General features: G+C 65.8%; 24 protein-coding genes. 8 read left to right on the plus strand and 16 right to left on the minus strand.

What is annotated here, in order from left to right; translation table 11 throughout:
* Positions 1-95: 95 nt before the first annotated feature.
* From PX653_RS14170 to ugpQ, 4 genes are all read right to left on the minus strand, one after another.
* On the minus strand, positions 96-845 hold the full coding sequence (locus PX653_RS14170; RefSeq protein WP_277413423.1) for an electron transfer flavoprotein subunit beta/FixA family protein: 750 nt from the start codon (positions 843-845) through the stop codon (positions 96-98).
* Between the two features lie 279 nt (positions 846-1,124).
* Positions 1,125-1,352, minus strand: coding sequence for a sulfurtransferase TusA family protein (locus PX653_RS14175; protein WP_107141178.1), 228 nt, complete (start codon positions 1,350-1,352; stop codon positions 1,125-1,127).
* A gap of 987 nt (positions 1,353-2,339) precedes the next feature.
* Complete coding sequence (alaS, locus tag PX653_RS14180) at positions 2,340-4,949, minus strand: alanine--tRNA ligase (RefSeq protein WP_277413424.1); 2,610 nt, start codon at positions 4,947-4,949, stop codon at positions 2,340-2,342.
* Between the two features lie 93 nt (positions 4,950-5,042).
* Positions 5,043-5,786 carry a glycerophosphodiester phosphodiesterase gene (gene ugpQ, locus PX653_RS14185; protein WP_277413425.1) on the minus strand — a complete coding sequence of 248 codons (744 nt, stop codon included), beginning with the start codon at positions 5,784-5,786 and terminating at the stop codon, positions 5,043-5,045.
* A gap of 79 nt (positions 5,787-5,865) precedes the next feature.
* On the opposite strand from ugpQ, the gene PX653_RS14190 reads away from it, so the two are divergent.
* On the plus strand, positions 5,866-7,116 hold the full coding sequence (locus tag PX653_RS14190) for a CaiB/BaiF CoA transferase family protein (RefSeq protein ID WP_277413426.1): 1,251 nt from the start codon (positions 5,866-5,868) through the stop codon (positions 7,114-7,116).
* A gap of 187 nt (positions 7,117-7,303) precedes the next feature.
* Here PX653_RS14190 and PX653_RS14195 read toward each other — a convergent pair whose 3' ends face one another.
* Together PX653_RS14195 and PX653_RS14200 are read right to left on the minus strand one after the other, a co-directional pair.
* The gene (locus PX653_RS14195) at positions 7,304-7,630 is read right to left on the minus strand and encodes a hypothetical protein (protein WP_277413427.1); all 327 of its coding nucleotides are present in this window, start codon (positions 7,628-7,630) and stop codon (positions 7,304-7,306) included.
* Positions 7,631-7,749: 119 nt separating this feature from the next.
* Complete coding sequence (locus PX653_RS14200) at positions 7,750-8,964, minus strand: MFS transporter (RefSeq protein ID WP_277413428.1); 1,215 nt, start codon at positions 8,962-8,964, stop codon at positions 7,750-7,752.
* 94 nt (positions 8,965-9,058) lie between these two features.
* Between PX653_RS14200 and PX653_RS14205 the strand changes: the two genes are divergently transcribed.
* Positions 9,059-9,964 (plus strand): LysR substrate-binding domain-containing protein, encoded by a 906-nt coding sequence (locus PX653_RS14205; protein ID WP_277413429.1) that lies wholly within the window; start codon positions 9,059-9,061, stop codon positions 9,962-9,964.
* On the opposite strand, the gene PX653_RS14210 is transcribed toward PX653_RS14205, so the two are convergent.
* From PX653_RS14210 to PX653_RS14240, 7 genes are all read right to left on the minus strand, one after another.
* The gene (locus PX653_RS14210) at positions 9,961-10,413 is read right to left on the minus strand and encodes a hypothetical protein (RefSeq protein WP_277413430.1); all 453 of its coding nucleotides are present in this window, start codon (positions 10,411-10,413) and stop codon (positions 9,961-9,963) included. The genes PX653_RS14205 and PX653_RS14210 overlap by 4 nt on opposite strands.
* Positions 10,359-11,447, minus strand: a complete 1,089-nt coding sequence (locus PX653_RS14215) for a hypothetical protein (protein WP_277413431.1) — start codon at positions 11,445-11,447, stop codon at positions 10,359-10,361. Before PX653_RS14215 ends, PX653_RS14210 begins: the two co-directional genes overlap by 55 nt.
* Positions 11,444-12,016 carry a hypothetical protein gene (locus PX653_RS14220; protein WP_277413432.1) on the minus strand — a complete coding sequence of 191 codons (573 nt, stop codon included), beginning with the start codon at positions 12,014-12,016 and terminating at the stop codon, positions 11,444-11,446. The genes PX653_RS14215 and PX653_RS14220 overlap by 4 nt, the downstream gene beginning before the upstream one ends.
* A gap of 88 nt (positions 12,017-12,104) precedes the next feature.
* Positions 12,105-12,977 (minus strand): hypothetical protein, encoded by an 873-nt coding sequence (locus PX653_RS14225; protein ID WP_277413433.1) that lies wholly within the window; start codon positions 12,975-12,977, stop codon positions 12,105-12,107.
* Entirely contained in the window at positions 12,977-13,756 is a 780-nt protein-coding gene (locus PX653_RS14230; protein WP_277413434.1) for a hypothetical protein, read from the minus strand. The genes PX653_RS14225 and PX653_RS14230 overlap by 1 nt, the downstream gene beginning before the upstream one ends.
* Positions 13,749-14,258, minus strand: coding sequence for a hypothetical protein (locus PX653_RS14235; RefSeq protein ID WP_277413435.1), 510 nt, complete (start codon positions 14,256-14,258; stop codon positions 13,749-13,751). The genes PX653_RS14230 and PX653_RS14235 overlap by 8 nt, the downstream gene beginning before the upstream one ends.
* 23 nt (positions 14,259-14,281) lie before the next feature.
* Complete coding sequence (locus PX653_RS14240) at positions 14,282-14,575, minus strand: DnaJ domain-containing protein (RefSeq protein ID WP_277413436.1); 294 nt, start codon at positions 14,573-14,575, stop codon at positions 14,282-14,284.
* 166 nt (positions 14,576-14,741) lie between these two features.
* Between PX653_RS14240 and PX653_RS14245 the strand changes: the two genes are divergently transcribed.
* The 4 genes from PX653_RS14245 to PX653_RS14260 all read left to right on the plus strand — a co-directional run bounded on the left by PX653_RS14245 (position 14,742) and on the right by PX653_RS14260 (position 20,892).
* The gene (locus PX653_RS14245) at positions 14,742-16,505 is read left to right on the plus strand and encodes a glutamine--tRNA ligase/YqeY domain fusion protein (protein ID WP_277413437.1); all 1,764 of its coding nucleotides are present in this window, start codon (positions 14,742-14,744) and stop codon (positions 16,503-16,505) included.
* 405 nt (positions 16,506-16,910) lie between these two features.
* The gene (locus PX653_RS14250) at positions 16,911-18,737 is read left to right on the plus strand and encodes a sensor histidine kinase (RefSeq protein ID WP_277413438.1); all 1,827 of its coding nucleotides are present in this window, start codon (positions 16,911-16,913) and stop codon (positions 18,735-18,737) included.
* A 93-nt stretch (positions 18,738-18,830) separates the two neighbouring features.
* Complete coding sequence (locus tag PX653_RS14255) at positions 18,831-19,472, plus strand: glycine-rich domain-containing protein (protein ID WP_277413439.1); 642 nt, start codon at positions 18,831-18,833, stop codon at positions 19,470-19,472.
* 352 nt (positions 19,473-19,824) lie between these two features.
* Positions 19,825-20,892: a glycine-rich domain-containing protein gene (locus PX653_RS14260; protein WP_277413440.1), complete on the plus strand. Its 1,068-nt coding sequence runs from the start codon at positions 19,825-19,827 to the stop codon at positions 20,890-20,892.
* Between the two features lie 104 nt (positions 20,893-20,996).
* On the opposite strand, the gene PX653_RS14265 is transcribed toward PX653_RS14260, so the two are convergent.
* From PX653_RS14265 to PX653_RS14275, 3 genes are all read right to left on the minus strand, one after another.
* Positions 20,997-21,236: a hypothetical protein gene (locus PX653_RS14265; protein ID WP_107144427.1), complete on the minus strand. Its 240-nt coding sequence runs from the start codon at positions 21,234-21,236 to the stop codon at positions 20,997-20,999.
* Between the two features lie 196 nt (positions 21,237-21,432).
* Positions 21,433-21,780: a hypothetical protein gene (locus tag PX653_RS14270; RefSeq protein ID WP_277413441.1), complete on the minus strand. Its 348-nt coding sequence runs from the start codon at positions 21,778-21,780 to the stop codon at positions 21,433-21,435.
* Between the two features lie 97 nt (positions 21,781-21,877).
* Entirely contained in the window at positions 21,878-22,780 is a 903-nt protein-coding gene (locus tag PX653_RS14275) for an SDR family oxidoreductase (RefSeq protein WP_277413442.1), read from the minus strand.
* A gap of 12 nt (positions 22,781-22,792) precedes the next feature.
* Between PX653_RS14275 and PX653_RS14280 the strand changes: the two genes are divergently transcribed.
* Both PX653_RS14280 and PX653_RS14285 read left to right on the plus strand, forming a co-directional pair.
* Entirely contained in the window at positions 22,793-23,818 is a 1,026-nt protein-coding gene (locus PX653_RS14280; RefSeq protein WP_277413443.1) for a CDP-6-deoxy-delta-3,4-glucoseen reductase, read from the plus strand.
* 48 nt (positions 23,819-23,866) lie between these two features.
* Positions 23,867-25,117 carry an MFS transporter gene (locus PX653_RS14285; protein ID WP_277413444.1) on the plus strand — a complete coding sequence of 417 codons (1,251 nt, stop codon included), beginning with the start codon at positions 23,867-23,869 and terminating at the stop codon, positions 25,115-25,117.
* Positions 25,118-25,145 lie beyond the last annotated feature (28 nt).

The raw sequence follows: 25,145 nt of genomic DNA on the forward strand, positions 1-25,145 counted from the left end.
GTCTGTTACCCCCAGGAGCAGCGGCCGGGGTCGGACCCGGCGGGTCCGACCCCAGGGTTTGCCCCTGGGGTAAATGTATGCGTTAAGGGCTGGCCTTAGATGACCTTGGCTTCGGTGCGCAGCTTCGCCACCAGCGTTGCGACGTCCGGTACCTTGATGCCGGCGGAGCGCTTGGCCGGCTCGACGACTTTCAGCGTCTTCAGGCGCGGCGCCACGTCCACGCCCAGGTCTTCCGGCTTGACGGTTTCCAGCGGCTTCTTCTTCGCCTTCATGATGTTCGGCAGCGTCACGTAGCGCGGCTCGTTCAGGCGCAGGTCGGTCGTGACGATGGCCGGCAGGCTCAAGGCCACCGTCTCCAGGCCGCCGTCCACTTCGCGGGTCACGGTTGCCTTGCCGTCTTCCAGCACCACTTTCGACGCGAACGTCGCCTGCGGCCAACCCAGCAGCGCCGCCAGCATCTGGCCGGTCTGGTTGGAGTCGTCGTCGATGGCCTGCTTGCCCAGGATGATCAGCTGTGGCTGTTCCTTGTCGGCCAGGGCCTTCAGCAGCTTGGCGACAGCCAGCGGCTCCAGGTCGGCGCTGGTTTCCACCAGGATGCCGCGGTCGGCACCGATCGCCATGCCGGTGCGCAGGGTTTCCTGGCACTGCGTCACGCCGCAGGACACGGCCACCACTTCGGTCACCTTGCCGGCTTCCTTCAGGCGGGTCGCTTCTTCCATTGCGATCTCGTCGAACGGATTCATCGACATTTTGACGTTGGCGATATCGACGCCAGTGCCGTCGGACTTGACGCGCACCTTGACGTTGTAGTCGACCACGCGTTTGACAGGTACCAGGACTTTCATGGGATGCCTTTGGAAAAGTGATAGTGGTAGTGAAAATGTGGGCTAGATTATATGAGTATTTCTAGCCTGGTACAGAATTAAAGCACGATCGTGCGATTTTTTGTTAGTGGTAGCGCTCTAAAACGACAAAGGACAGTCCTGCACGGGAACTGTCCTTGATTTTACCTGCTGCTGGGGGAGAAACTGCGTTGTCGATGCAGCGGCGGTCCGCACCGATCCGCCCCACCCCGGGATGTCGGACCGACCGTGCCCGCAAGCACCAGCCCGGTCCATGCCGCCTTATTTGCGTTGCATCAGGAACGTGAATTCCGCGCCGTGCTGGACATGCGACAGCAGCGGGTTGCCCGTCTGCTTGGCGAAGGCCTGGAAGTCGCGCACGGAACCTGGATCGGTTGCCATGATGCGCAGCACCTGTCCGCTTTCGAGCTCGGCCAGGGCCTTCTTCGCCTTCAGGATCGGCAGCGGGCAGTTCAGGCCGCGCGCATCGAGTTCCTTGTGAAATTCCATGATTTCAGTTTCGAGTAAAGTTTCGCTCATCAGATTCCCGCCAATTTGTGTGCAGTGTCGGCACAGTCTACTCCAAAAAACCCGCCGTGACGCACTGCACCAAAATTGTTCATTAGTCGTTGCAAAGTTGCAACGCCAGTATCAAGTAAGACAACGACACCCCGATCTGACGCGCAAGGTGCGGAGTATAGACCAAAAACGGCCGCTGACGCACTGCGTCATCGCGGTGCGCCGCCGCACCGGGGTGGTGCCGACGGCGCGCGACCCACCGGTGTCAAGCACCTGTCTCAGGGCGTTACCGCCCCGGGACAGGTGCCTGACACCAGGGGTTGCGTCGGCCAACAAAAAAGGCGCCCGAAGCGGCCTTCCGATGCGCCGCAGAGGCACTCCGAAAATTGGGGACAGCCTCCGAAGCAGTCCCAATTTTTTTGCGATGCGCCGCCGCAGCGGGGCGGTGCCAACGGGCTTGAACCCACGACGCAATTGGACCGAAATTGGGGACAGCCTCCGATTTCCCGCCGGGACGGAAATTGGACCGAAATTAACAAAAAAGGCGCCCGAAGCTGCCTTGCGATGCGTTGGGAAATCGGAAATCGGGGACAGCCTCCGATTTCCCAACGCGCTTGACGGCGAAATTGGAGGCTGTCCCCTATTTTCCGCAATTGGAGGCTGTCCCCGATTTTTCGGTGCGCTGCGGCAGCGGGCTTGGGCGCCTGAACCCACTGGCGCCAGCCGACAGACCTGGCGACCGAATAGCCGAAATCGGGGACAGCCTCCGATTCCCAGGCGAAATTGGGGACAGCCTCCGAATGTCCCGTCACGTTTGACGACGTAATTGGAGGCTGTCCCCGATTTTTGACGAGGCAATCGGAGGCTGTCCCCAATTTTTTGCGGTGCGCCGCGGCGGGGCGCGGCGTTGGGCCCACCGGTTTCGCTGGCCAACAAAAAAGGCGGCCGAAGCCGCCTTTCGATGCGCCGCAGCGGGCTTTACAGCTTGCCCTCGACCCAGCCGGCCACGCCTGCCAGCGCTTCCGGCAGCGCGGCCGGGTTGGTGCCGCCGGCTTGCGCCATGTCGGGACGGCCGCCGCCCTTGCCGCCCACCTGCTGGGCGACGAAGTTGACCAGCTCGCCTGCCTTCACCTTGCCGATGGAGTCGGCGGTGACGCCGGCGATCAGGCTGACCTTGCCGTCGGCCACGCTGGCCAGCACGATGGCGGCGGTCTTCAGCTTGTCCTTCAGCTTGTCCATCGTCTCGCGCAGCGCGGCCACGTCGGCGCCTTCCATCGTGGCGGCCAGCACCTTGATGCCCTTGACGTCGACCGCCTTGGTCGCCAGCTCGTCGCCCTGGCCCGACGCCAGCTTCGACTTCAGCGCGTTCAGTTCCTTCTCCAGCGACTTGACCTGGTCCTGCACCTGGCCGATGCGGCTCGTGATCTCTTCCGGCGTTGCCTTCAGCGCGGCCGCGGCTTCGTTCAGGCGGCGCGTCATCGCCTGCACCAGCGCCAGCGCGCCCTCGCCCGTCACGGCTTCGATGCGGCGGATGCCGGCCGCGACGCCGCCTTCGGAGACGATCTTGAACAGGCCAATGTCACCCGTGCGGTTGACGTGCACGCCGCCGCACAGCTCCTTCGAGGAGCCGATGTCCAGCACGCGCACCTGGTCGCCGTACTTCTCGCCGAACAGTGCCATCGCGCCATGCTTGACGGCGTCGTCGAACGACATGTGCTGGGCCTTGGTCGGATGATTCTCCAGGATCTCGCGGTTGACGATCGCCTCGACCTGCGCGATCTGCTCGGCCGTCACGGGCGCGTTGTGGCTGAAGTCGAAACGGGTCTTGTCCGGATCGACCAGCGAGCCCTTCTGCGCCACGTGGCCGCCCAGCACTTCGCGCAGCGCCTTGTGCATCAGGTGCGTCGCGGAGTGGTTGCGGATCGTGCGGTTGCGTTTGTCCGTGTCGACCAGCGCCGATACTTTATCGCCCACCTTCAGCGTGCCGTTCTCCAGCACGCCGTGCTGGCCGAACACGTCCGCCTGGATCTTCAGCGTGTCTTCCACGCTGAACTTGGCGCTCGTGCTCTGGATCACGCCCTGGTCGCCCACCTGGCCGCCCGATTCGGCGTAGAACGGCGTGGTATCCAGCACGACGATGCCCTGCTCACCCGCCTTCAGTTCCTGCACCGGCGAACCGTTGCTGTACAGCGCGATGACGGTGGAATCGAACATCAGCTGCTCGTAGCCGACGAAGTTCGTCTTGGCGCCGCTGTACTCGACGTTGGCGGCCATCTTGAACTTGCCGGCCGCGCGCGCCGTCTTCTTCTGGTTTTCCATCGCCTCGGCAAAGCCGGCTTCGTCCAGCGTGATGCCGCGCTCGCGGCAGATGTCGGCCGTCAGGTCCAGCGGGAAGCCATACGTGTCGTACAGCGTGAAGGCGGTGGCGCCGTCCAGCTTCTGGGCATCCTTGGCCAGCTGCGCTTCCAGGATCTTCATGCCGTTTTCCAGCGTCTCGCCGAAGCGCTCTTCTTCCGTTTTCAGCACTTGCTGGACATAGGCCAGCTTGTCCGTCAGTTCCGGATAGGCCGAGCCCATTTCCGTGTTCAGGTCAGCGGCCAGCTTGTAGAAGAACGGCTTCGTTTGACCCAGCTTGTGGCCGTGGCGCAGCGCGCGGCGGATGATGCGGCGCAGCACGTAGCCGTGCCCTTCCGAGCTCGGGATGATGCCGTCGACGATCAGGAACGACGCGGCGCGGATGTGGTCCGCGATGACGCGCAGCGACTTGCTTTCCAGGTCTTCCACGCCGGTTTCGCGGGCGGCGGCCTTGATCAGGGCCTGGAACAGGTCGATCTCGTAGTTGCTGTGCACGTGCTGCAGCACGGCGGCCAGGCGCTCCATGCCCATACCGGTATCCACGCACGGCTTCGGCAGCTTCGTCATGTTGCCTTGTTCATCGCGGTTGAACTGCATGAACACGAGGTTCCAGATCTCGATGAAGCGGTCGCCATCCTCGTCCGGCGAGCCGGGGGGGCCGCCGAAGATCTCGGCGCCGTGGTCGTAGAAGATCTCCGTGCACGGACCGCAGGGGCCCGTGTCGGCCATCTGCCAGAAGTTGTCCGACGCATAGCGGGCGCCCTTGTTGTCGCCGATGCGGATGATGCGCTCGCGCGGCACGCCGATCTCGTTGGCCCAGATGTCGTAGGCTTCGTCGTCTTCCTGGTACACCGTCACGGTCAGCTTCTCGGCCGGCAGCATGTACACTTTTGTGAGCAGCTCCCAGGCGTAGGCGATGGCATCGCGCTTGAAGTAGTCGCCGAAGCTGAAGTTGCCCAGCATCTCGAAGAACGTGTGGTGGCGCGCCGTGTAGCCGACGTTTTCCAGGTCGTTGTGCTTGCCGCCGGCGCGCACGCAGCGCTGCACGGACGTGGCACGGGAATACGGGCGGCTGTCCAGGCCAAGGAACACGTCCTTGAACTGCACCATGCCCGAGTTCGTCAGCAGCATGGTCGGATCGTTGCCTGGTACCAGCGGGCTGGAACGGACGATCGTATGGCCCTTGGACTCGAAGAATTTGAGGAACTTCTCGCGGATTTCAGATGATTTCATGTCGTGTTGGCGGTAGAACCAGGCGAATTTGGCAAAAGATTGATTATACGGTATACCAATGCGCCGCCGGTGGGCGGCAGCGCCGGGCACGGCTCAGCGGAAATCGGCCGGCAGCAGGTCGATCCGGTCGGTGCAGAGGGCATCCACGCCCCAGCCCAGCAGCTGGCGTGCGCGTACGGGATCGTTGACGGTATAGCAGAACAGGCCGAAGCCGGCCGCCTTGACGGCCTGGGCCAGCGCGGGGGTCAGCTCGTTGTGGTCGACGTGCACGGACAGCACGCCCAGTTCGCGCGCCTGCCCTTCCCAGTCCGGCGGCAGGGCGCCAAACGCCAGCGCGCGCGGCAATCCCGGCGCGGCGGCGCGGGCAGCACGCAACGCGGCCGCGCTGAAGGACGACAGCAGTGGCAGCCGGGCCAGGTCGCTTTCGTCCGGGAACAACTGGCGGACGGTCTCGGCCACCCAGCGGCCGGTGGCCACGTCATGGCCGGGCGCCGGCTTGATCTCCACGTTCATCCAGATATCGTGGCCCTTGCAGTACTCGGCAAACGGCACGAACAGGGGCACCGGCTCACCCGCGTGCGCCGGGCCGAACCAGCTGCCCGCATCGAGCGCCGCGATGGCGGCGGCATCCGTGCCGGCCACACTGCCGGGCCCGGGCACCGTCCGGCCGAACTCGGGATCGTGCATGACCACGCCGACACCGTCGCGTGCCAGCATCACGTCGAACTCGACGGCATGGTAGCCATGGCGCAGGCCGGCCGCCAGCGCCGCGAACGTGTTTTCCGGCGCCGTGGTACCGCCGCCCCGGTGGGCGATCATAGTCGGATAGGGCCACATGGCCATAACAGTAGCATGAGTGGATGCCGGGGTACAGATAGGCTAAGCTGTGGCCCTTCGAACAACAACGAGACCATCGATGCAAACCTCTTCCACTCCGGCACCCACGCCAAAAGCCTTGGGCCACATCCGCGTGCTCGACCTGTCGCGCGTGCTGGCCGGGCCCTGGTGCTCGCAGAACCTGGCGGACCTGGGCGCCGACGTCATCAAGATCGAACGCCCCGGCGCCGGCGATGACACGCGCGCCTGGGGCCCGCCCTACGCCAAGGACGCCGACGGCCGCGATACCCGCGAGGCCGCCTACTACCTGGCTGCGAACCGCGGCAAGCGCTCCGTCACCGTCGACATCTCGACCGGGCAGGGCCAGGCACTGATCCGCGCGCTGGCCGCGCAGTCCGACGTGGTGCTGGAGAACTACAAGGTGGGCCAGCTCAAGCGCTACGGCCTCGACTACGCGTCGCTGAAAGCCGTCAAGCCGGACCTCGTCTATTGTTCCGTGACGGGCTTCGGCCAGGACGGGCCCTACGCCCACCGCGCCGGCTACGACTTCCTGATCCAGGGCATGGGCGGCCTGATGAGCGTGACGGGCGAACGCGACGACCTGCCCGGCGGTGGCCCGCAAAAGGCCGGCGTGGCGCTGTGCGACCTGATGACGGGCATGTACGCCACCATCGCCATCCAGGCCGCGCTGATCCACCGCGACCGCACCGGCGAGGGCCAATACATCGACATGGCCCTCTTGGACGTGCAGGTGGCCATGCTGGCCAATATGGGCAGCAATTACCTCAACAGCGGCAAGGCGCCCAAGCGCTGGGGCAATGCGCACCCGAACATCGTGCCGTACCAGACGTTCGCCTGCGCGGACGGCCACATCATCGTCGCCACCGGCAACGACGGCCAGTACGTCAAGTTCGTCGAGGCGGGCGGGCGCCCCGAGCTGGCGACGGACCCGCGCTTCACGACCAATCCGCTGCGCGTGCAGAACCGCGACATCCTCGTGCCGATCCTGGCCGGGATGGTGGCAACCAAGACGCGCGACGAGTGGATCGCGCTGCTGGAAGCCGTCAACGTCCCGTGCGGACCTATCAACGACCTGGACGACGTCTACAAGAATCCGCAAGTGCTGGCGCGCGGCATGGTCGTGGATGTGCCTCACCCGACGGCGGGCAGCACCAAGCTCGTGCGCAGCCCGATGCGCCTGTCCGCCTCCCCGGCCGACGTGCGCACGGCGCCGCCCACCTTGGGCCAGCATACCGACGAGGTGCTGGGCGAACTGCTGGGCCACACGGCCGACGACATCGCGGCATTGCGGGCCGCCGGGGTGCTGTAAAAGACTGCCGCAGGCGCTCCGACCGCGGCCCTGGCGTCGCCTGCGCCAAACCTGCACCTGCGCTTGCCTCGAGCGCCCGCTCCGCAAGGGTCTGTCCCTGCACAGGGACTGACCCTGAAGTTTCGCAAAATGAGTCGGAACGCCGCAAACTTCAGGGTCAGTCCCGCGAGGGGACAGACCCTTGCTGTCAATGCATGCGCTGCTTGAAATCGATCAGCTCATTGTGCATATGGTTGACGGCCGACTTCATCTGCCCCGACAGCGGCAACCCGCTGCTGCACACGCGCCGTGCCCGTGCGCCCAGCAATTCCATGTCCGCGATCAGCTTGGCGATGCGCCGCGTGTCGTGCAGCGCCAGGATCTCGGCAATGCGGTCCGAGTGGTGGTCCAGCTTCTGGATATAGTCGCGCAGCTCCCCCGGCAGGTGGCGCTCGGCGGACAAAGCCTGGGCCGCATGGCCCACGGCAAGCTGCAGACTGCTGAGACGATTGCGGATTTCCTGTTCCGGCAACATGATTCCTCCTCTGTCCGATGTCATCTGGCACGGCACCCCTTGCGCCGCTGAACATTGGAGGAGCGCGGACGCCGGTGGTTGCGTCAGCGTTGCCGTCGTTTGCGCCCGCTCAAACGCAGTCAACCGGCCGGCGCCAGGGCCCGCGCCGGCTCGAGCGGCGCCAGGCCCCGCAGCCGGCGCGCGATCAGCAACGCGGCTCCCAGCAGCGTCCCCAGCAGCCCGACCACGCCATGCCAGCCGCCCCACGCCCACAGGATCCCCGCCAGCCAGCCGACGACGCTGGAGCCCAGGTAGTAGAAGAACAGGTACAGTGCCGAAGCCAGCGCTTGGGGCGGCCGCGCGCGCCGCCCCACCCAGCTGCTGGTGATCGAGTGCGACGCGAAGAAGCCGAAGGTGGTGAGCGCCATGCCCAGCACGATGACGATCAGCGAGCCGGACAGCGTCAGCAGCAGGCCGGCCGCCATCACCGACATGACCAGCCACAACACGCCGCGCCGCCCCAGCCGGTCGGCCAGCTTGCCGGCCCAGACGGAGCTGAAAATGCCCAGCAGGTAAAGGAACGAAATGGCGCCGACCACGCCCTGGCGTAGGCCGAACGGCGCGCCCAGCAGCCGGAAGCCGATGAAGTTGTAGGCGCTGACGAAGCAGCCCATCAGCAGGAACGCCAGGGCGAACAGCCAGGGCAATCCAGCGTCGGTAAAGTGCTGGCGCAGCCCGGCACCCAGCGCGCGCAACCCGCCGGCACCGGGACGAAAATGGCGCGAAGCGGGCAGGCTGCGCCAGAACTCGCAGGCGGCCAGCATGCCGGCCGCGCCGATGACGGCCATCGCCACGCGCCAGGAGAGGAAATCGGACAGTGTGGATGCCAGCAGCCGGCCGAACATGCCGCCGAATGCGCTGCCGCTGATGTACAGGCCCATCGACAGGCCCAGCGACGCCGGCTCGATCTCCTCGCCCAGGTAGGCCATCGCAATAGCGGGCATGCCGCCCAGCGCCAGGCCCAGCAGCGCACGCAAAGCCAGCAGTTGGCCGTAGCCATCGGCAAAGGCGCAGGCCAGCGTCATCAGCGCCGCCACGGCCATTGCCGCCACCATGATGGGCTTGCGGCCGAACCGGTCCGACACCACCGAGGACACCAGCAGCGACAGCGCCAGCGCCCCCGTCGAGATGGACAACGACAGGCTGCTCTGCGCCGGCGTCAGCGCGAACTCGTGCGCCAGCAGCGGCATCAGCGGCTGCACGCAGTACAGCAGGGCGAAGCAGGAAAAGCCGCCGAAGAACATGGCGCGGTTGGTGCGTTTAAAATCGGGCGTGCCGACGGCGATGCGGGACATGGAAACCTCGTGGGACAGTGGACCCATGGTAGGTTTGCACCCGATTAGAGTCCAATATATATTTGAGGCGTCATTAATACTTTAAAGCGATAACATGGAGCTGCGTCACCTGCGTTATTTCGTCGCCGTCGCGGAAGAGCTGAGCTTTACGCGGGCGGCCGAGCGCCTGCACATCGGCCAGCCGCCGCTAAGCCAGCAGATCCAGGCGCTGGAGGCGGAAGTGGGCGCCCTGCTGCTGGAGCGCAGCAAGCGCTGGGTCCGGCTGACGGAAGCGGGCAAGCTGTTCCTGGCGGATGCGCGCCGCATGCTGGCGCTGGCCGAGCAGTCCAAGGACACCGCCCGCCGCGCCGCGCGCGGCGAAGCGGGCGAGCTGCGCGTGGGCTTCACGTTCTCGACACCGTTCACGCCGCTGTTCGCCACCGTCATCCGCCAGTACCGCCAGCAGTTTCCCGGCGTCGCGCTGACGTTGCACGAGATGGCCACGTTACCCCAGTTGGCGGCCCTGGAGGCGCGCGAACTGGACCTGGGCTTTGTCCGCGCCGTGTCGGTCGCGGTGCCGGACACGATCCGGCTGACCACACTGCAGCATGTCCCGCTGCGCCTGGTACTGCCGGCCGACTCGCCGCTGGCGGCACAGGACACGGTGGCCATCAAGGACCTGGCAGGCCTGCCGTTCGTGATGTATCCGAAGAATGCGGGCACGGGGATTTATCCGCAGATCTTCCGGTTGTGCCGCGCGGCCGGCTTCGTGCCGCAGATCGCCATGGAAGCAGGCGAGGCCTCGACGATCATCGGGCTGGTCGCGGCCGGCATCGGCATCTCGGTGCTGCCCAGCTCATTCGACCGGATCCGGATGGAAGGCGTCGTCTACCGGCCGCTGGCCGATCCGGCGGCGACCACCACCATGATGCTGGCGCAACGGGGGGAGGACGGGAATCCGCGCGTGGCGGCGTTCGTGGCGTTGGCGGAGGCGGCCGCGCAGGGCCTGGCGCCCGCTTAGCCCAGATACCGGATCGGCCTGGTATAAGTCGCGTAGAACCGCGGATCGTCGATCTGCCGTTCCAGCCAGCGCCAGAAATCGACATCCTCCGGGCAGTTGTTGTACGGGTGCAGGCCGATCCCGCTCCTGGCCGTCCTGTGCTGGCCGAACAGGTGACGGCCCTCGTGCCGCACCTGCACATACGATGACCCGACGTGGATCAGGGTCTGGCCGGGCGCCGGCCGGCATCGCACGCTGCCCAGCAACAGCAGCGGGCCGTCCGGTGTCGCCAGGAAGGCAACGGGCTGCGTGGGCCGCTCCAGGGTCTCGCGCTCGAACATGCCGAATGCGAGTTGGGCCACGTCCACAGTGTCCGCCGCCACGACCTCCATGGCACCGCTGCACAGATCGATCCTCAACAGTTCCGTGGCACCGTCGAACTGGGGCACGACAACATACTTATCGACCATACGTTCCCTCCAGCTGCTGCAGGGCAGCGTCCAGGTAGGCCGCATCCTGTTGCAGCAGCCACGTGGCGAAGTCCGACAGCAACCGCTCGTCCCGCACTGGCGGCCGCAGGGACAGCGCCAGCACCGTCTGGCACGCATCTGGCGTCTTGCGCGCGGCGGACACCATCAGGCCCTCGAAAGTGGGACCGTACGGATCGAGGTACCGGGCCAGGTTGTGCTGGCGGATGTAGTCGCGCAGTGGCACCGGCATGAGGGCGTGAAGCTTGACATCGACCTCGCGGCGAACTGTCCATGCTTGCCGCGCCAGCACTTCGGGGGCCGTACCGGATGCTGCCAGGACGTCCAGCCGGCGCGTAGTCCGCCAGGTCGGCAACATAGTGTTGCCGCTCCGGGTTGTTGTCGATGGCGGCCGCGACGGCGCCGACCAGTGTTTGCCGCTTGTGCCACAGCGCTTCGTAGGGTGCCAGCTGCGCCAGCGCGGCAAGCCTGGCGGCCGCTTCCGGCTGGCGGAAGCCATCCAGGATGCGGTGGTAGACGTGCCGTTCGGGTTCGGTCGAGCCGGGGACGCCGAGCACGGACAGCAACGCCCAGCCGGCACGGAACACCGCATCGTGCTGCACCTCGGTTGTCACGAGCTGCTTGAAGAATGCGATGGTGTCCCTGTTCGCAGGCGTCGCCGCGAGCGAGTCGATGACCTGCGCCCGGTTCCGGTCCGTGTAGTTGGGATAGTCCTCCATCATATGGCGCTGGTAGCGCAGGTCGCCGGCGTAGCGCACGATCTGCTGCTGCAGCCAGTGGGCGCCGGAGCGACCGCGCAACCCGGGCTCTATGCGCTGTGCCACGACCAGGGCCCGGGCGGGATCGAGCGCGAAGAACCAGTCGGACGCCCACGGCAGTTCCTGCTCCAGCATGTCGAAGACGACGGGCTTTTCGTCGTCGGCCAGGCCGGCAAACGCCGTCCAGTCGTAGCCATCGGCCTTCTCGCGACCGGTCAGGTGATATTGCCGGGTGAATTCCGCGAATGCCGGCGTCATGCGGCCGTCCGCGCCATCGCCCTCGCCTGCCCGCTGTCGATCCAGCCCTGCATCTCGACGGCGGTGGCAAGCCTTGCGCGCACTGCTTCGGCCTGGACCGGATCCAAGGCAAGGTCGAACCGGGCGCTTTCGCCGGTTTGCCCGGCATGCACCCATCGCCTGACGACGCGAAGCGCCGCGCCATGCAACTCGACGTCGAGCAGGTTCGCCTCGAGAATGCCCTCCCGTTCGAACTGGTACTCGCTCGCCGCAGCCCGCGCGATCGCCCGCTGCCACGCGCCGTGCTGCTGCACCGTGCCCGGCACCAGCCTGATCGTCAACGCCTCGCGCAGCTGGCGGCATTGCAGCCAGATCTCGTGGCACCAGAAGTGGACTTCGTCCTCGGCGCCATCGCGCAGTTCCTTCGAGTTCGCGGCATAGCACAGGGCCGAGGCCACGTCATGAAACTGCCTGGCCGTCGTGGCTTCCTCCAGCTGTCGCAGGTAGCCGATCGGGCAGGCCTCGTGCAGCGCCCTGGCCTGCGCCATCAGGTCCGACAGCAGTCGGGAAATCGTGGGGTTGGTTTGCATGGTACAAATGATAAGGGACCGGCACCGTTGTACGGAAGGATTCCTGTACAACGGTGCCGGTCCCCGGCGTGCCAGTCAGCGCCGGCAATCAGTCGTAATCGGCTTCCAGCTCCGACCCCGCATAATTCTCCAGCTCCGCAAACAGCGTCTTCATGGCCGTGCGGCCGGGGATGTGCTGCAGCACCGTGCAGGTGCGGCGGTACAGGTCGATGCGGTGCAGCAGTACCGGATGGTGCTGCGCCGGCACCGCGGCCACCAGCGCCGTCCAGCCCTCTTCGTAGTCGGGCTTGTTCTTGCGGACCGACTTGACGAAGCGCTCGAATTCCTTCTGGCCCGTGCGCGCGACGATGCGCCCGCCCCCTTCGACAGCGAAGATGATCGCCAGCGCGATCACGCCTTCCGCGTTCAGGTCCGTGTCCGTGACGGGGCCTTCGCTGTTGTGGCGGCGCAGCCAGTTGGCCAGCCGCACCACGCCCTGCACTTCCTGGCGCTGCTTGAGCTGCTGCTGGTAGCGCGCGGGCCCGTCCCAGTTCTGGTTCGGGTCCGTCAGGCAGATGTCGAAGAAGATGTCGCGCAGGCGGCGCTGGGCGTACACCGGGTCCTGGTCGTATTCGCCCACCAGCGTATCTTCCGGCAGCGCGGCCAGGTCACGCAACTGGCGGAAGCCCACCTGGAACGCGGCCTCGGCGCCGTTGTCGACGAGGTAGTCCAGCGCCTGCGCATCGCTGTCGAGCGTCAGCACGTTCTCGAGGCCCAGCGAGACGCCGCCCACCGTCAGGTTGACGGCCTTCTGGATGCCTTCGGACGTGCGGTTGTTGGTGAATTTCTCCGCCACCATGGCCGTGATGCCGGACAGCTCGTCGGCCAGCACCACCGCGGCATCCGGGCGTGTGTCGCCGACCAGGAGCTTGATCGCGCGCGTCAGGCGCGGCAGGTTTTCCCCTACGAGTGCCGGCAGCATCAGTTGAAGATCCCCGTGCCCAGGCTGCGGCGGCCGGTACGGCCGCTGGCGTTGCGGGTGCTCGGCACCTGCTTGCGCATGCGGTACAACAGTTCCTTGGTGGAGCGCTGCAGGAAGGCCGGTTCCTCGTCCGGATCGTCCGAGAATTCCGCGTCCGCCAGGTCCGCGCTGTGGCGGAACTCCGGGAACAGCTCGAACAGCGCGCGGTCCCAGCCATCCTCGCTGGCCTTGGCCAGCGCCACCGCCAGCGGCGCGATGTCGTTGTCGGACGCCGTCTGCGCCGTGATGTACTGGCCCTTCGAGATGATCTCGCCGGCCAGTTCCAGCACTTCCTTCGGCGCCAGCGAGAACACGGTGGCGAACGCCGTGCAGCCCCAGTCGGTGGCCGACGCTTCCTGCAGCAGTTCGTTGCGGCGCTCCTCGTCGTCGGTGGCGAACACCACGCCGTGGATGTGCGCGAACAGCGACTCGGCGATGCGCTCGGGATCGTCCTCGATCATGTCCTCGTTCCACGTCGCGGCGATGTAGGCCAGGCTGTCGGCCCAGGCCTTGGGCGGCACCAGCAGGGTCGCCAGCGACATCTTGCCGCCGTCGAAGCCGGCCATGTGCAGCGCCGTCACGTGCGGCGGGATCGTCTCCAGCACCTCGGCCACGGCCAGGTCGCCATGCTGCTCGGCCGCCTCGGCAAAGGCCTGCTCGGCGTGGCTCAGCGAGCCCGCCAGCACCAGCTCCGTCACCTGCTTGCTGATGGCGGGGAGGTTCTTGTCGTTATCAGCCATTCTGCTCTCCTTCCTGATCGAACATCTGGGCGAAATCGTCGCTCACCATGTTGTCGTCTTCATCGTCGTCGCCTTCGTCGCCTTCGGCCAGCTGGTCGAGCGACGTGTCGTCGTCGTCCCACAGGCGCGGATGCTTGTGCAGGAACGCCGTGATGATGGCCTGGCGCCCCAGGTCCGGGTGGTTCTCTTCCAGCGCGGCCAGCATCTGTGCCGGCTTGCCTTCCGGGCAGGACGCGGCCGCGAACACGCGCGCCGGGTCGCCGTACTCATAGTCGCCGGCATCGGCCAGGATGGCCTTCGGATCGCTGAACTGGATCACGTCGACCAGCGCGAACGCCATCATGTTCAGGTCCTCGATGCCGCCGCCGTTGGCGTATTCGTCGACCAGCGCGTCCAGCATCAGCTTGTAGTTCTTGCGGTCGGGCGGGTCGCCCAGGATGCCGTCGATCTGGGCGGCCAGCTCGCGCGACTGGTAGGCGAACTCGGGGTGTACTTTTCTCATTGCGAACTTTCTTGAATTTTCTGTCACTCGGCCGGCAACGTCACGCCGTGCAGTCCGAACACGGAGCGCCACAACTGGTACGCCTCGCTTTCCGGATCGATGATGATGCGGTGGTTCAGGCTCTGGTTGTACTCGTCGCGCTTGACGGGGTCGGACAGCACCTCGTAAGCCTTGGCGATGGCCTGGAAGCGCGCGGCGGCGCCCGGCTCCGGATTACGGTCCGGGTGGAAGCGCATGGCCAGCGACCGGTAAACCTTCTTGATGTCCTCTTCCGAGGCATTGGGCGCGACACCGAGCACGTTGTACAAATTGTCCATAAATCTCCTGGGTCGTCTTGGTGCGGGAGCGCGCGCGCCGCATGGACGGGTGCGCGCGCTCCGGGCGAAGGACGAATTATCCTATATAAATGCGCGCGCCGTCCCGACGCCTGCGCGCGCGTACGGTAAAATGCGCCCAATTCGACTCTAATTTCTGCCTTTTTACATGAGCAACGACAAAACTGCCGCTACTGCCGCTCCCGCACCGAATTTTCTGCGCAACATCGTCGAACAGGACCTGGCCACGGGCGCGCACCGGCGCGACGGCCTGCCGTCCGTCATCACCCGCTTCCCGCCGGAGCCGAACGGCTACCTGCACATCGGCCACGCGAAATCGATCTGCCTGAACTTCGGCCTGGCACGCGACTACGACGGCCGCTGCCACCTGCGCTTCGACGACACCAATCCGGCCAAGGAAGAACAGGAATACGTCGACTCCATCATCGACAGCGTCAAGTGGCTGGGCTTCGACTGGGAACACAAAGGCCCGGTCGGCGCCGGCACGCACCTGTACTACGCCAGCGATTACTTCGACAAGCTGTACGACATGGCCGAGTACCTGATCAAGGCCGGCTACGCCTACGTGGACAGCCAGAGCGCCGACGAGATGGCGGCCAACCGCGGCAATTTCAATACGCCGGGCACCAACTCGCCGTTCCGCAACCGCCCCGCCGAGGAATCGCTGCAGCTGTTCCGCGACATGAAGGCCGGCAAATACAAGGACGGCGAACACATCCTGCGCGCCAAGATCAGCGAGGACGCGATGGCGTCCCCCAACATGAACCTGCGCGACCCGGCCATCTACCGCATCCGCCACGCGCATCACCACCGCACGGGCGACAAGTGGTGCATCTACCCGATGTACGACTACACGCACCCGATCTCGGACGCGCTGGAAAACATCACGCACTCGATCTGCACGCTGGAGTTCCAGGACCACCGGCCGTTCTACGACTGGCTGCTCGCCACCCTGGCCCAAGGCGGCTTCTTCCAGCAACCGGTACCGAAGCAGTATGAATTCGCGCGCCTGAACCTGACCTACATCGTCACCTCCAAGCGCAAGCTGCGCCAGATGGTGGAGGAAGGCATCGTCGACGGCTGGGACGACCCGCGCCTGCCGACCCTGGTGGGCATGCGCCGCCGCGGCTTCACGCCGGAAGGCATCCAGCTGATGGCCGAGCGCACCGGCGTGACCAAGTCCGACGGCTGGATCGACTACGGCGTGCTGGAAGGCGCCGTGCGCGAGGACCTCGACCCGAAAGCGCCGCGCGCGATCGCCGTGCTGCGTCCGCTGAAACTGATCGTCGACAACTTCGACGCCAACGACAGCGTCGAGTGCAGCTCGCCCGTCCACCCGCACCACCCCGAGCTGGGCAACCGTACGTTCCCGTTCACCCGCGAGCTGTGGATCGAGGAGGAAGACTTCATGGAAGTGCCGAGCAAGGGCTACTTCCGCTTCTATCCACCGATCGACGGCCAGCCCGGTGCGCGCGTGCGCCTGAAGTACGGTTTCGTGGCCGAATGCACGGGCTACGACAAGGACGAGAACGGCAAGGTCACGGCCGTGCACGTCAACTACTTCCCGGACAGCAAATCGGGCACGGAAGGCGCCAACAACTACAAGGTCAAGGGCACCATCACCTGGGTCAGCGCGGCCGCCGCGCTGGAAGCGGAGGTACGCCTGTACGACCGCCTGTTCACGGACGCGCAGCCGGACTCCGGCGGCAAGGACTTCAAGCAGTTCCTCAACCCCCACTCGAAGGAAGTCATCACGGCCTACCTGGAGCCGGGGCTGAAGGACGCGCAGGCCGAGCAGCGCTTCCAGTTCGAACGGCACGGCTACTTTGTCGCCGACCGCGTCGATTCGCAGCCGGGCAAGCCCGTCTTCAACCGCATCGTCACGCTGAAAGACAGCTGGGCCGCAAAATAAAGCCTATTCATATGCGATTAAAAAACCGCCGTCACGGCGGTTTTTTTTCGCCTTGTTCAGGACAATGCGTGAATGAAGGCGTATTTACTGGCAACCCGATATTTACGAAAAACTAACGTCGATCACATTATCTCTGCCGTGCGATCACATCCCCGGACGGTTGCGGCAATGCCTGTTCACCTGCGGAAATGCTCAGCTGGCAGTCTTCCCAGCTGGTCAGTTACAGCGAATTCTGGTAGCGGCATGCAAGCATTGCCGATAACCGGACAATTATCGTGTCGCGATTATGTATCGGTTACGTTCTATGAATAACTTCGGGTTGCATTTGGTCAGAAGGGGCTTGACGAAGTTATACTTTAGTTCATATATTTAAGACAGCACAATACACACCGGGCCATATCGATCATGCATGCATTATTTCGACCCATCGGGCATGCACTCCCGGCAAACCCGCAATGGTGGCCGGGCCTGTTGCTGTCGCTGGGCGCCGGCGTGCTGTTCTATGGTGCCGCGGCCCGCTCGATCGAAACGGACGCCCGCCAACGCTTCAGCAACCATGCCCGTACGGCCCAGTTCAGCATCGCCTCGCGCATCAAGACGTATTCGGACGTGCTACGCGCCGCCGCCAGCTTCTTCCAGGCCAGCGATTACACGTCGCGCACCAGTTTCCAGCGCTTCGTGCGCGGCCTCGACCTTGGCCACAATTTCCCCGCCATCGACAACATCAATTTCGCCCAGCACGTGCGCGACGGCGAGCGCGACGGCTTCGAGCGAGCCATGCGCGACAGCGACGCGCGGCTGGAAGGGTATCCGGACTTCACGCTGCTGCCGGCTGGACGGCGGCCCAGCTACGAGATCCTGACGCTGCTCGAGCCCATCGCCGGCTTCGGCGAAAAGTACGGCAACGACATCGCGGCCAAGCCGCACGTTGCCACCGTCCTGGCGCACTCGCGCGATACGGGCGAGATCGCCTCGTCGGGCCGGCCCATCGGCATCCTGGCGCGGCCCACCGGGGCCGACCTGGGAATGCGCCTGCCCGTGTACCAGCGCGACATGCCGATTGGCACCGTGGCGCAGCGGCGCGCGGCCTACATCGGCTCGGTGGGGATCGGGTTCTCCGTGCCGCGCCTGCTGCAGGGCGCGCTGGACGAAATGCCTGTCCCCAACGTCCGCCTGCAACTGTACGACGTCGGTCGCCGGGCGGCGGACGGCACCACGACCTTGGGTGACACCCGGCAGCTGCTGTTCGACAGCGTGGCAACGGGCCGCGTGGACGCGCCCGCCGACACGTTCCAGCACATGCTGCCGATCGACTTCAACGGCCGCATCTGGACCGCCTACTTCAGCGCCCCCAAGGCCGCGCTGTACTCGCGCTTCGACGCCTACCTGCCATGGCTGGCCGGACTGGCCGGTTCGGTCAGCTGCCTGCTGCTCTACGCGCTGTTCCATACGCTGGCTTCCTCGCGCAAGCGGGCGCTCAAGATCGCCCACGCGATGACGCGCGAGCTGCGCGACAGCCAGGCCAAGCTGCAACTGTCGCACCAGCGCTTGCGCCGGCTGGCCGCGCATGCCGACCAGATCAAGGAAGAGGAACGCAAGCGCATCGCCCGCGAGATCCACGACGACCTGGGCCAGAACCTGCTGGCGCTGCGGATCGAGGCGGACATCCTGGCCACCCGCACGGCCAAGCGCCATCCATACCTGCACGCGCGCGCCAAGTACACGCTGAACCAGATCGACAACACGATCAAGAGCGTGCGCCACATCATCAACGACCTGCGGCCGAACGTGCTGGACCTGGGCCTGAATGCCGCCGTCGAGTGGCAGGTGGCGCAGTTCCGCAAGCGCTCCGGCATCGACTGCGAGCTGATCGAGCATGGCGGCGACGTCGACATCGACGACCGCTGCGCCACCGCCTTCTTCCGGGTGCTGCAGGAGTCGCTCAGCAATATCTGCCAGCACGCCCGCGCCACGCAGGTAAAGGTCGAACTGCACCAGCAGCAAGGGCTGCTGCAGATGAGCATTACCGACAACGGCGTGGGACTGCAGGCTGCCAGCCGCAACAAGAACGGCTCGTTCGGCCTCGTCGGCATCGAGGAGCGCATCAACCTGCTGGGTGGCACCTGTGCCATCAGCAGCGTGCCCGACGGCGGCACGACCATTACCGTTTCCGTCCCCGTATCTTACAAAGGAGCACTGATGCCGTTTATCGGGCAGTTCGCTGAACACTAGGAGTTTTCCCCCAAGCGTTGTGCAGTACCAGGTGTATCGATGGATGGTGACAATCATCCGGTCCGCTGTTCTCAACCAAGAAAGGAAACAACCATGGACACAGGCGATTTCAAGGTTATTGCCGAGTTGGATCTGGAACCCATCAAGGTCAAGCTGATGCATGCCGAATCGGGCGAAGGCTGGACCCTCGAGCGCGCCAACGCCGTCGAGTTCGAGTACCGACGGTTCCTCTACCTGATGAAGAAATTCCCGCATGAACAAACCGCGCCGCTCCAGGACGTGGATACGTTCTGGCATTACCACATCCTCGACACGCTGAAGTATGCGACCGATTGCGAGGCCGTGTTCGGCTACTTCCTGCATCACTTCCCATATATCGGCCTGCGCGGCAAGGACGACGAAGAGGCCCATGAGCGGGTGGGTGCGCGCATGAAGGAGCTGTACGAGGACACGTTCGGCGAACCGTACGGCGCCGCCGGCGTTGCCTTCTCGGGCGCGCCGGCCAGGGAAGCGGCACGGAAAGCGTTCTCTGGCGCCCCTGTTCGAACGGCGTTCTCCGGCGCGCCCGTGCGCACCGCGTTCTCGGGCGCGCCACAGGTCGCGTTTTCGGGTGCTCCCGTACGCACGGCGTTTTCGGGTTCTCCGGTGCGAACCGCATTTTCCGGCAGCCCGACCCATGCGCCAACGCACTTCTACGCCGAGCGCCCGCGCCTGAGCGCCAGCGCCGACGCCTGAGCGTCCGGGGACTGTCCCTCCGGGGTTGTCCCCGGTTTCGATCCGCAAGGCATGCAAGACCCCAGCTGCCAGGCGCCTTCAGGTGCCTGGGACGCGGGTTTCAAGCCGTCCTGGCAAGCCCACCCGACTACACTGTACCCCTGCCGCAACACCCTCCCCGCCGCGTTCCCTCTGCGCCAATTGTGTTGCCCGCGCACGATTGAACTTGCCGCTTGTAATCGGAGTGACTAGCTCTATACTAGTCGCTGTTGATCTACATCAACACTCGTTCCAGCTCTCGAACGTGTCTTCGGCGTCCGCCGCCCGGCTGTTCCGACGCCTCCTGTTCCTATCACGCAGAAGGGATTCACCCATGATTTCATCCGAACACTTCAACGCCATTGCCGCCCTGGACCTGGAACCGATCAAGGTCAAGCTGATGCACGTGGAATCCGGCGAAGGCTGGTCGCTGGAGAAGGTCAATGCCGTCGAATTCGAATACCGCCGTTTCCTGTACCTGATGAAGATGTTCCCGCAAGAGCAGACGGCGCCGCTGACGGACGTCGACATCTTCTGGCACTACCACATCCTCGACACGATGAAATACGCCATCGATTGCGAGGCCGTGTTCGGCTACTTCCTGCACCACTTCCCGTACATCGGCCTGCGCGGCGAGGATGACGAAGCGGCGCATCGCCGCGTCGGCGACCGCATGAAGGAACTGTACGAGGAGACCTTCGGTGAGCCGTACGGCATCGGCGCGCGCGGCACGGAACCGGCTGCGACGGCCTACTCCGGCCGCGTGAGCGACCAGGCCGCCTATTCGGGCCGGGTGGCCGACCAGACCGCATACTCGGGGCGCATCAGTGCCGCCACCGCCTATTCCGGCCGCGTGGCCGAGCCGACGATCGGCGCCGCCGTGGCCTACTCGGGCCGCGTCAGCGAACCGAACGTCAGCGCGACGGCGTATTCCGGCCGCGTCGCCACGGCCTACTCCGGCCGCGTGGCGGACCAGACGGCGTATTCGGGCCGCGTCGCCGACCAGACCGCCTATTCGGGCCGTGTAGCCAGCGCCACCGCCTACTCCGGTCGCGTTGCCGCCCAGACGGCGACAGCGTACTCCGGCCGCGTAGCGGACCAGACCGCCTACTCGGGCCGCGTCGCCGACCAGACCGCCTATTCGGGCCGTGTAGCCAGCGCCACCGCCTACTCCGGTCGCGTTGCCGCCCAGACGGCGACAGCGTACTCCGGCCGCGTAGCGGACCAGACCGCCTACTCGGGCCGCGTCGCCGACCAGACCGCCTACTCCGGCCGGGTCGCCGCCAAGACCGCCTACTCGGGCCGGATCGGCACCGAGACCGCGTATTCCGGCCGCATACAAGCCGCCGCGCCGGCGCAGGGCGCCTTCTACAACGAACGGCCACGCCTGGCTGCCGACTAAGCAGTATCGGCGCTGCCACGGCGCCACGCAAAACGGCCGGCTCCCGCGAGGGACCGGCCGTTTTTGTTCGTGGCGCCCGGTGCGACCGGGCCATCCATCGAGTATCAGTGCGCCATCAGGTCGCGCAGTTCGCGAATGGAGAAATCGCTGATCTCGTGCATGCGGATCAGGATCGTCGCACCGATCGGCAGCGTGTTGTGGCGAATCTTGCTGATGACGGGCGGTGCCACTTCCAGCGCGCGCGACAACGCGGCGTCGTTCTTCAGCTGCAGCTTTTCAATGATGGCGTCCAGGACGCGGTTCGGGTTATATGTCGGCGAGGCCGTGACTTCTTTCAGTAGCATGATCAATCTTACGTTAGCGGTCGCGTTGGCGAAAATACGACATTGCGGACAAATTATCGACGGCTGCACCCTTCATCCACGGCGTCGGCGATGGCTGCCGGGCACGCTTCGATGAAAAACCGTCGCATTCGTTGCCTTAAAACAATATATGGCGACGTTTGTGAGAATGTGTGAGATTCTAACCCGTTTTCTTGTGCTAGGAAATTCCCCGATCATTTTTATTTGACAACGGGGGTGGGTATCCTGGACAGATTACCGACCAACACCAGGCTGCCAGCGTCAACGCTGCCAGGCTGGTCAGGGCAAGCGGCAGCGGCAGCGCCGCTGGGGTGGTGGGGCCGGCCAGCGCGGGCTGTGCCACGTGCCAGCCAAGCTCGCGCCGGATGGTGGCGGGCGGCGGTGGCGGCAACCGGTCGCGCAGGCGCCGCGCCAACCAGGCACGCACGGCTTCCTTGCTGGGATGCAGGTAACGGGACCGGATAAAGTCCTGCTGCAAGTCCTGTTGTGGCGGCTGCTGCGGGTCCGGATGCGGGTAGGCGTCCATATGACCTCCTGATGGTGTCCGCCTACGTTAGCCGCACGCAGCGGCAACGCGATTGTGCTGCCGCAAAGGGAGGTACCCGTGTGGATCCGCCGCCACGCTATGGCTTGGCGTGCTCCAGCATGGCCGCGCGCAGGCCGTCCGCCACCGTCGGATAGGCCAGCCGCAGGCCCAGCTCGCGCTTCAGGCGGCCATTGGCCAGCCGGCGCGACTCGGACATGAACGACAGCAGCGCGGGCGAGACGGCCGAAACCAGTTGCGCGCGCGGCAGCCGCGGCGGCCGGGGCAACGCGAACGCATCGGCCACCGCGTCGAAGTAGTCGGCCATGCGCATTTCGGAATCGTCGACGGCGTGATACACGCGGCTTGGCTGGCCGCGCCGCAATGCCCGCAGCACGATGGCCGCCAGGTCGTCGGCGTGGATATGGTTGGTGTAGACATCGTCCTGCGGCGCCAGCGCCGGCGTGCCCGCGTGCAGGCGTGCCAGCGGCAGGCGGTCGGCCGCGTAGATGCCCGGCACGCGCACGATCGCCAGGCGGCCCTGCGCGCGCCGCGCCCAGGCCCGCAGCACCCGTTCCGCATCGACGCGGCGCTGGGCGCGCGCATTGCGGGGCGCGACCGGCCGCGTCTCGTCCACCAGCGCGCCCTGCAGGTCGCCGTAGACCCCCGTAGTACTGACATAAACGACCCGCGCGCCCTCGGGTAGAATGGCGGTCACATGACGGGTGCGGCGGTCCAGCGCGCCTTCCGGCTGCGGCGGCGCCAGGTGGATCACCGTGTGCGCCAGGCCGGCCAGGCGGCGCAGGGTGCGCGGCTGGTCCAGGTCGGCCAGCACCGGCACGGCCCCGGCCGCGCGCAACTCCTCGAAGCGGGCCGGCTGGCTGGTGACGGCAAACACGCGATAGCGCGCCCGCAACAGCGGCAACAGGCGCATGCCGACATCGCCGCAGCCGAGGATCAACAGGCGCGGCCTGCCGCTCTTTTGTTCTTTTGGAATTTTCATCATAAGGATTGTATGACGTTTCAGATCACTGTTCAGCCCAGCGGCCACCAGTTTGCATGCGACGACGACGAAACCGTGCTGGCGGCCGCGATGCGGGCCGGCGTCGGCCTGCCGTACGGCTGCAAGAATGGCGCCTGCAGTTCCTGCAAGGGCAAGGTCGTGTCCGGTTCGATCACGCACAAGCCGCACCAGCGCCGCGCGCTGACGGAGGAAGAGGAAAGCGCCGGCATGTCGCTGTTCTGCTGCGCGCTGCCGCACTCCGACCTCGTGATCGAAGCGCGCGAAGTGGCCGGCAGCGGCGACTTCCCGCTGAAGAAGATGCCGTCGCGCGTGGCGACGCTGGAGCGGCTGGCACCGGACGTCATCGTCATTTCGCTGCAGCTCCCGGCCAACGAAGTGCTGGACTACCGCGCCGGCCAGTACATCGAATTCCTGCTGCCGGGCGGCAAGCGGCGCAGCTACAGCATGGCCACGGCGCCCGGCCAGGGTCCCATCAGCCTGCACATCCGCCACATGCCGGGCGGCCTGTTTACCGACCAGGTCTTCGGCACGATGAAGGAGCGCGACATCCTGCGCTTCGAGGGTCCGCTGGGCACGTTCTTCGTGCGCGAGGACTCCGACAAGCCGATGGTGCTGCTGGCCTCCGGCACGGGCTTCGCGCCGATCAAGGCGATCGTCGAGCAGATGCAGGCAACGCAGTCGCAGCGCAAGATGGTGCTGTACTGGGGCGGGCGCCGCCCGCAGGACCTGTACATGGACGCGCTGTGCCGCCAGTGGGCCGAGGAGCTGCCGAACTTCAGCTACGTGCCGGTGGTCTCGAACGCGCTGCCCGAGGACGACTGGAGCGGCCGCACCGGCTATGTGCACCAGGCCGTCGTGGCCGACCTGCCCGACCTGTCCGGCTGGCAGGTGTACGCGTGCGGCGCGCCCATCGTCGTCGAATCGGCCAAGCGCGACTTCACGGCGCAGTGCCGGCTGCCGGCCGACGAGTTCTATGCCGACTCGTTCACCACCGAAGCCGACCTCGCCAAGCCCTGATCCGTCGTTCCCCGGCGGCTGGCGCCGCCGGGCTTGCCCCCTGCCGCCATGCCCCCTTCCTCGAACGGTTTTTCCGTCCTGCGTCACCGCAATTTTTCGTTCTACCTGAGTGCCCGCATCCTCGGCACGCTGGCCGTGCAGATGCAGAACGTGGCCATCGGCTGGCAAGTCTATTCGATGACGCACAACCTGTTCTACCTGGGCATGATCGGCCTGGCCCAGTTCGCTCCGTTCCTGCTGCTGATCCTGCTGGCCGGCCACGCCGCCGACCGCTACAACCGCCGCGTCATCATCACCATCTGCCTCGGCCTGCAGTTGCTGGTCGGGCTGACCCTGCTGGTGTTTACCCTCAGCGGCATGCAGGCCATCTGGCCCGTGTTTGCCGTGCTGGTGCTGTTCGGCAGCGCCCGTGCGTTCATGGGGCCGGCCACGCAGGCGATCCTCGTCAACCTGGTGCCCCAGCAGGACTTCAGCAAGGCGGTGGCCCTGTCCAGCTCCAGCTTCCACGTTGCCGTGATCCTCGGCCCCACGCTGGGCGGGCTGTTGTACCTGTACGGCCCGACCGTCGTGTACGCGGTGGCGGCCGCGCTGCTGCTGGCCTCGACGATCCTGATGACCTTGACCAAGTCGCCGCCGCAGGCCACGCACCGCGACCCGCCCACGTGGCACAGCGTGCTGGAAGGCCTGCGTTTCGTGTTTTCGCGCCCGGTGGTGCTGGGTGCCATGTCGCTGGACCTGTTTGCCGTGCTGTTCGGCGGCGCCACGGCGCTGCTGCCGGCGCTGGCCCATGACGTGCTCCATATCGGCCCCACCGGCCTGGGCCTGCTGCGCACGGCGCCGGGCGCGGGCGCGGCGCTGTGCTCGGTCGCGCTGGCTTTCTTCCCCATCACCCGCCGGGTCGGCCTGTGGATGTTCGGCGGCGTTGCCCTGTTCGGCCTGGGCACCGTGATCCTGGGCGCGACGGACAGTTTTGCCATCGCCCTCGCCTGCCTGCTCGTGATGGGCGCGGGCGACATGGTCAGCGTCTACGTGCGCCACCTGCTGGTGCAGTTCGAGACGCCCGACGCGATCCGCGGCCGGGTCAGTGCCGTCAACTCCGTCTTCATCGGCGCGTCCAACGAGCTGGGCGAGTTCGAGTCGGGCGTGACAGCCGGCTGGTTCGGCCTGCAGCGGGCCGTCGTCTTCGGCGGCGCCGTCACCCTGGCCGTGACGGCCGGCTGGATCCGGCTGTTCCCCGTACTGGCGCGGATGGACCGCTTCCCCCACCATGAGAAAGAGCTGGCGGCGGCACAAAAGTAATCTGCATCAAGGTTTTCGGACTTATTCC

The sequence above is a fragment of the Pseudoduganella chitinolytica genome (assembly GCF_029028125.1).
Classification (GTDB): domain Bacteria; phylum Pseudomonadota; class Gammaproteobacteria; order Burkholderiales; family Burkholderiaceae_D; genus Rugamonas; species Rugamonas chitinolytica.

Coding starts and splice junctions, on each gene's coding strand:
- PX653_RS14170 (WP_277413423.1), bottom strand. CDS start 845: ATGAAAGTCCTGGTACCTGTCAAACGCGTGGTCGACTACAACGTCAAG.
- PX653_RS14175 (WP_107141178.1), bottom strand. CDS start 1,352: ATGGAATTTCACAAGGAACTCGATGCGCGCGGCCTGAACTGCCCGCTG.
- alaS (WP_277413424.1), bottom strand. CDS start 4,949: ATGAAATCATCTGAAATCCGCGAGAAGTTCCTCAAATTCTTCGAGTCC.
- ugpQ (WP_277413425.1), bottom strand. CDS start 5,786: ATGTGGCCCTATCCGACTATGATCGCCCACCGGGGCGGCGGTACCACG.
- PX653_RS14190 (WP_277413426.1), top strand. CDS start 5,866: ATGCAAACCTCTTCCACTCCGGCACCCACGCCAAAAGCCTTGGGCCAC.
- PX653_RS14195 (WP_277413427.1), bottom strand. CDS start 7,630: ATGTTGCCGGAACAGGAAATCCGCAATCGTCTCAGCAGTCTGCAGCTT.
- PX653_RS14200 (WP_277413428.1), bottom strand. CDS start 8,964: ATGTCCCGCATCGCCGTCGGCACGCCCGATTTTAAACGCACCAACCGC.
- PX653_RS14205 (WP_277413429.1), top strand. CDS start 9,059: ATGGAGCTGCGTCACCTGCGTTATTTCGTCGCCGTCGCGGAAGAGCTG.
- PX653_RS14210 (WP_277413430.1), bottom strand. CDS start 10,413: ATGGTCGATAAGTATGTTGTCGTGCCCCAGTTCGACGGTGCCACGGAA.
- PX653_RS14215 (WP_277413431.1), bottom strand. CDS start 11,447: ATGACGCCGGCATTCGCGGAATTCACCCGGCAATATCACCTGACCGGT.
- PX653_RS14220 (WP_277413432.1), bottom strand. CDS start 12,016: ATGCAAACCAACCCCACGATTTCCCGACTGCTGTCGGACCTGATGGCG.
- PX653_RS14225 (WP_277413433.1), bottom strand. CDS start 12,977: ATGCTGCCGGCACTCGTAGGGGAAAACCTGCCGCGCCTGACGCGCGCG.
- PX653_RS14230 (WP_277413434.1), bottom strand. CDS start 13,756: ATGGCTGATAACGACAAGAACCTCCCCGCCATCAGCAAGCAGGTGACG.
- PX653_RS14235 (WP_277413435.1), bottom strand. CDS start 14,258: ATGAGAAAAGTACACCCCGAGTTCGCCTACCAGTCGCGCGAGCTGGCC.
- PX653_RS14240 (WP_277413436.1), bottom strand. CDS start 14,575: ATGGACAATTTGTACAACGTGCTCGGTGTCGCGCCCAATGCCTCGGAA.
- PX653_RS14245 (WP_277413437.1), top strand. CDS start 14,742: ATGAGCAACGACAAAACTGCCGCTACTGCCGCTCCCGCACCGAATTTT.
- PX653_RS14250 (WP_277413438.1), top strand. CDS start 16,911: ATGCATGCATTATTTCGACCCATCGGGCATGCACTCCCGGCAAACCCG.
- PX653_RS14255 (WP_277413439.1), top strand. CDS start 18,831: ATGGACACAGGCGATTTCAAGGTTATTGCCGAGTTGGATCTGGAACCC.
- PX653_RS14260 (WP_277413440.1), top strand. CDS start 19,825: ATGATTTCATCCGAACACTTCAACGCCATTGCCGCCCTGGACCTGGAA.
- PX653_RS14265 (WP_107144427.1), bottom strand. CDS start 21,236: ATGCTACTGAAAGAAGTCACGGCCTCGCCGACATATAACCCGAACCGC.
- PX653_RS14270 (WP_277413441.1), bottom strand. CDS start 21,780: ATGGACGCCTACCCGCATCCGGACCCGCAGCAGCCGCCACAACAGGAC.
- PX653_RS14275 (WP_277413442.1), bottom strand. CDS start 22,780: ATGAAAATTCCAAAAGAACAAAAGAGCGGCAGGCCGCGCCTGTTGATC.
- PX653_RS14280 (WP_277413443.1), top strand. CDS start 22,793: ATGACGTTTCAGATCACTGTTCAGCCCAGCGGCCACCAGTTTGCATGC.
- PX653_RS14285 (WP_277413444.1), top strand. CDS start 23,867: ATGCCCCCTTCCTCGAACGGTTTTTCCGTCCTGCGTCACCGCAATTTT.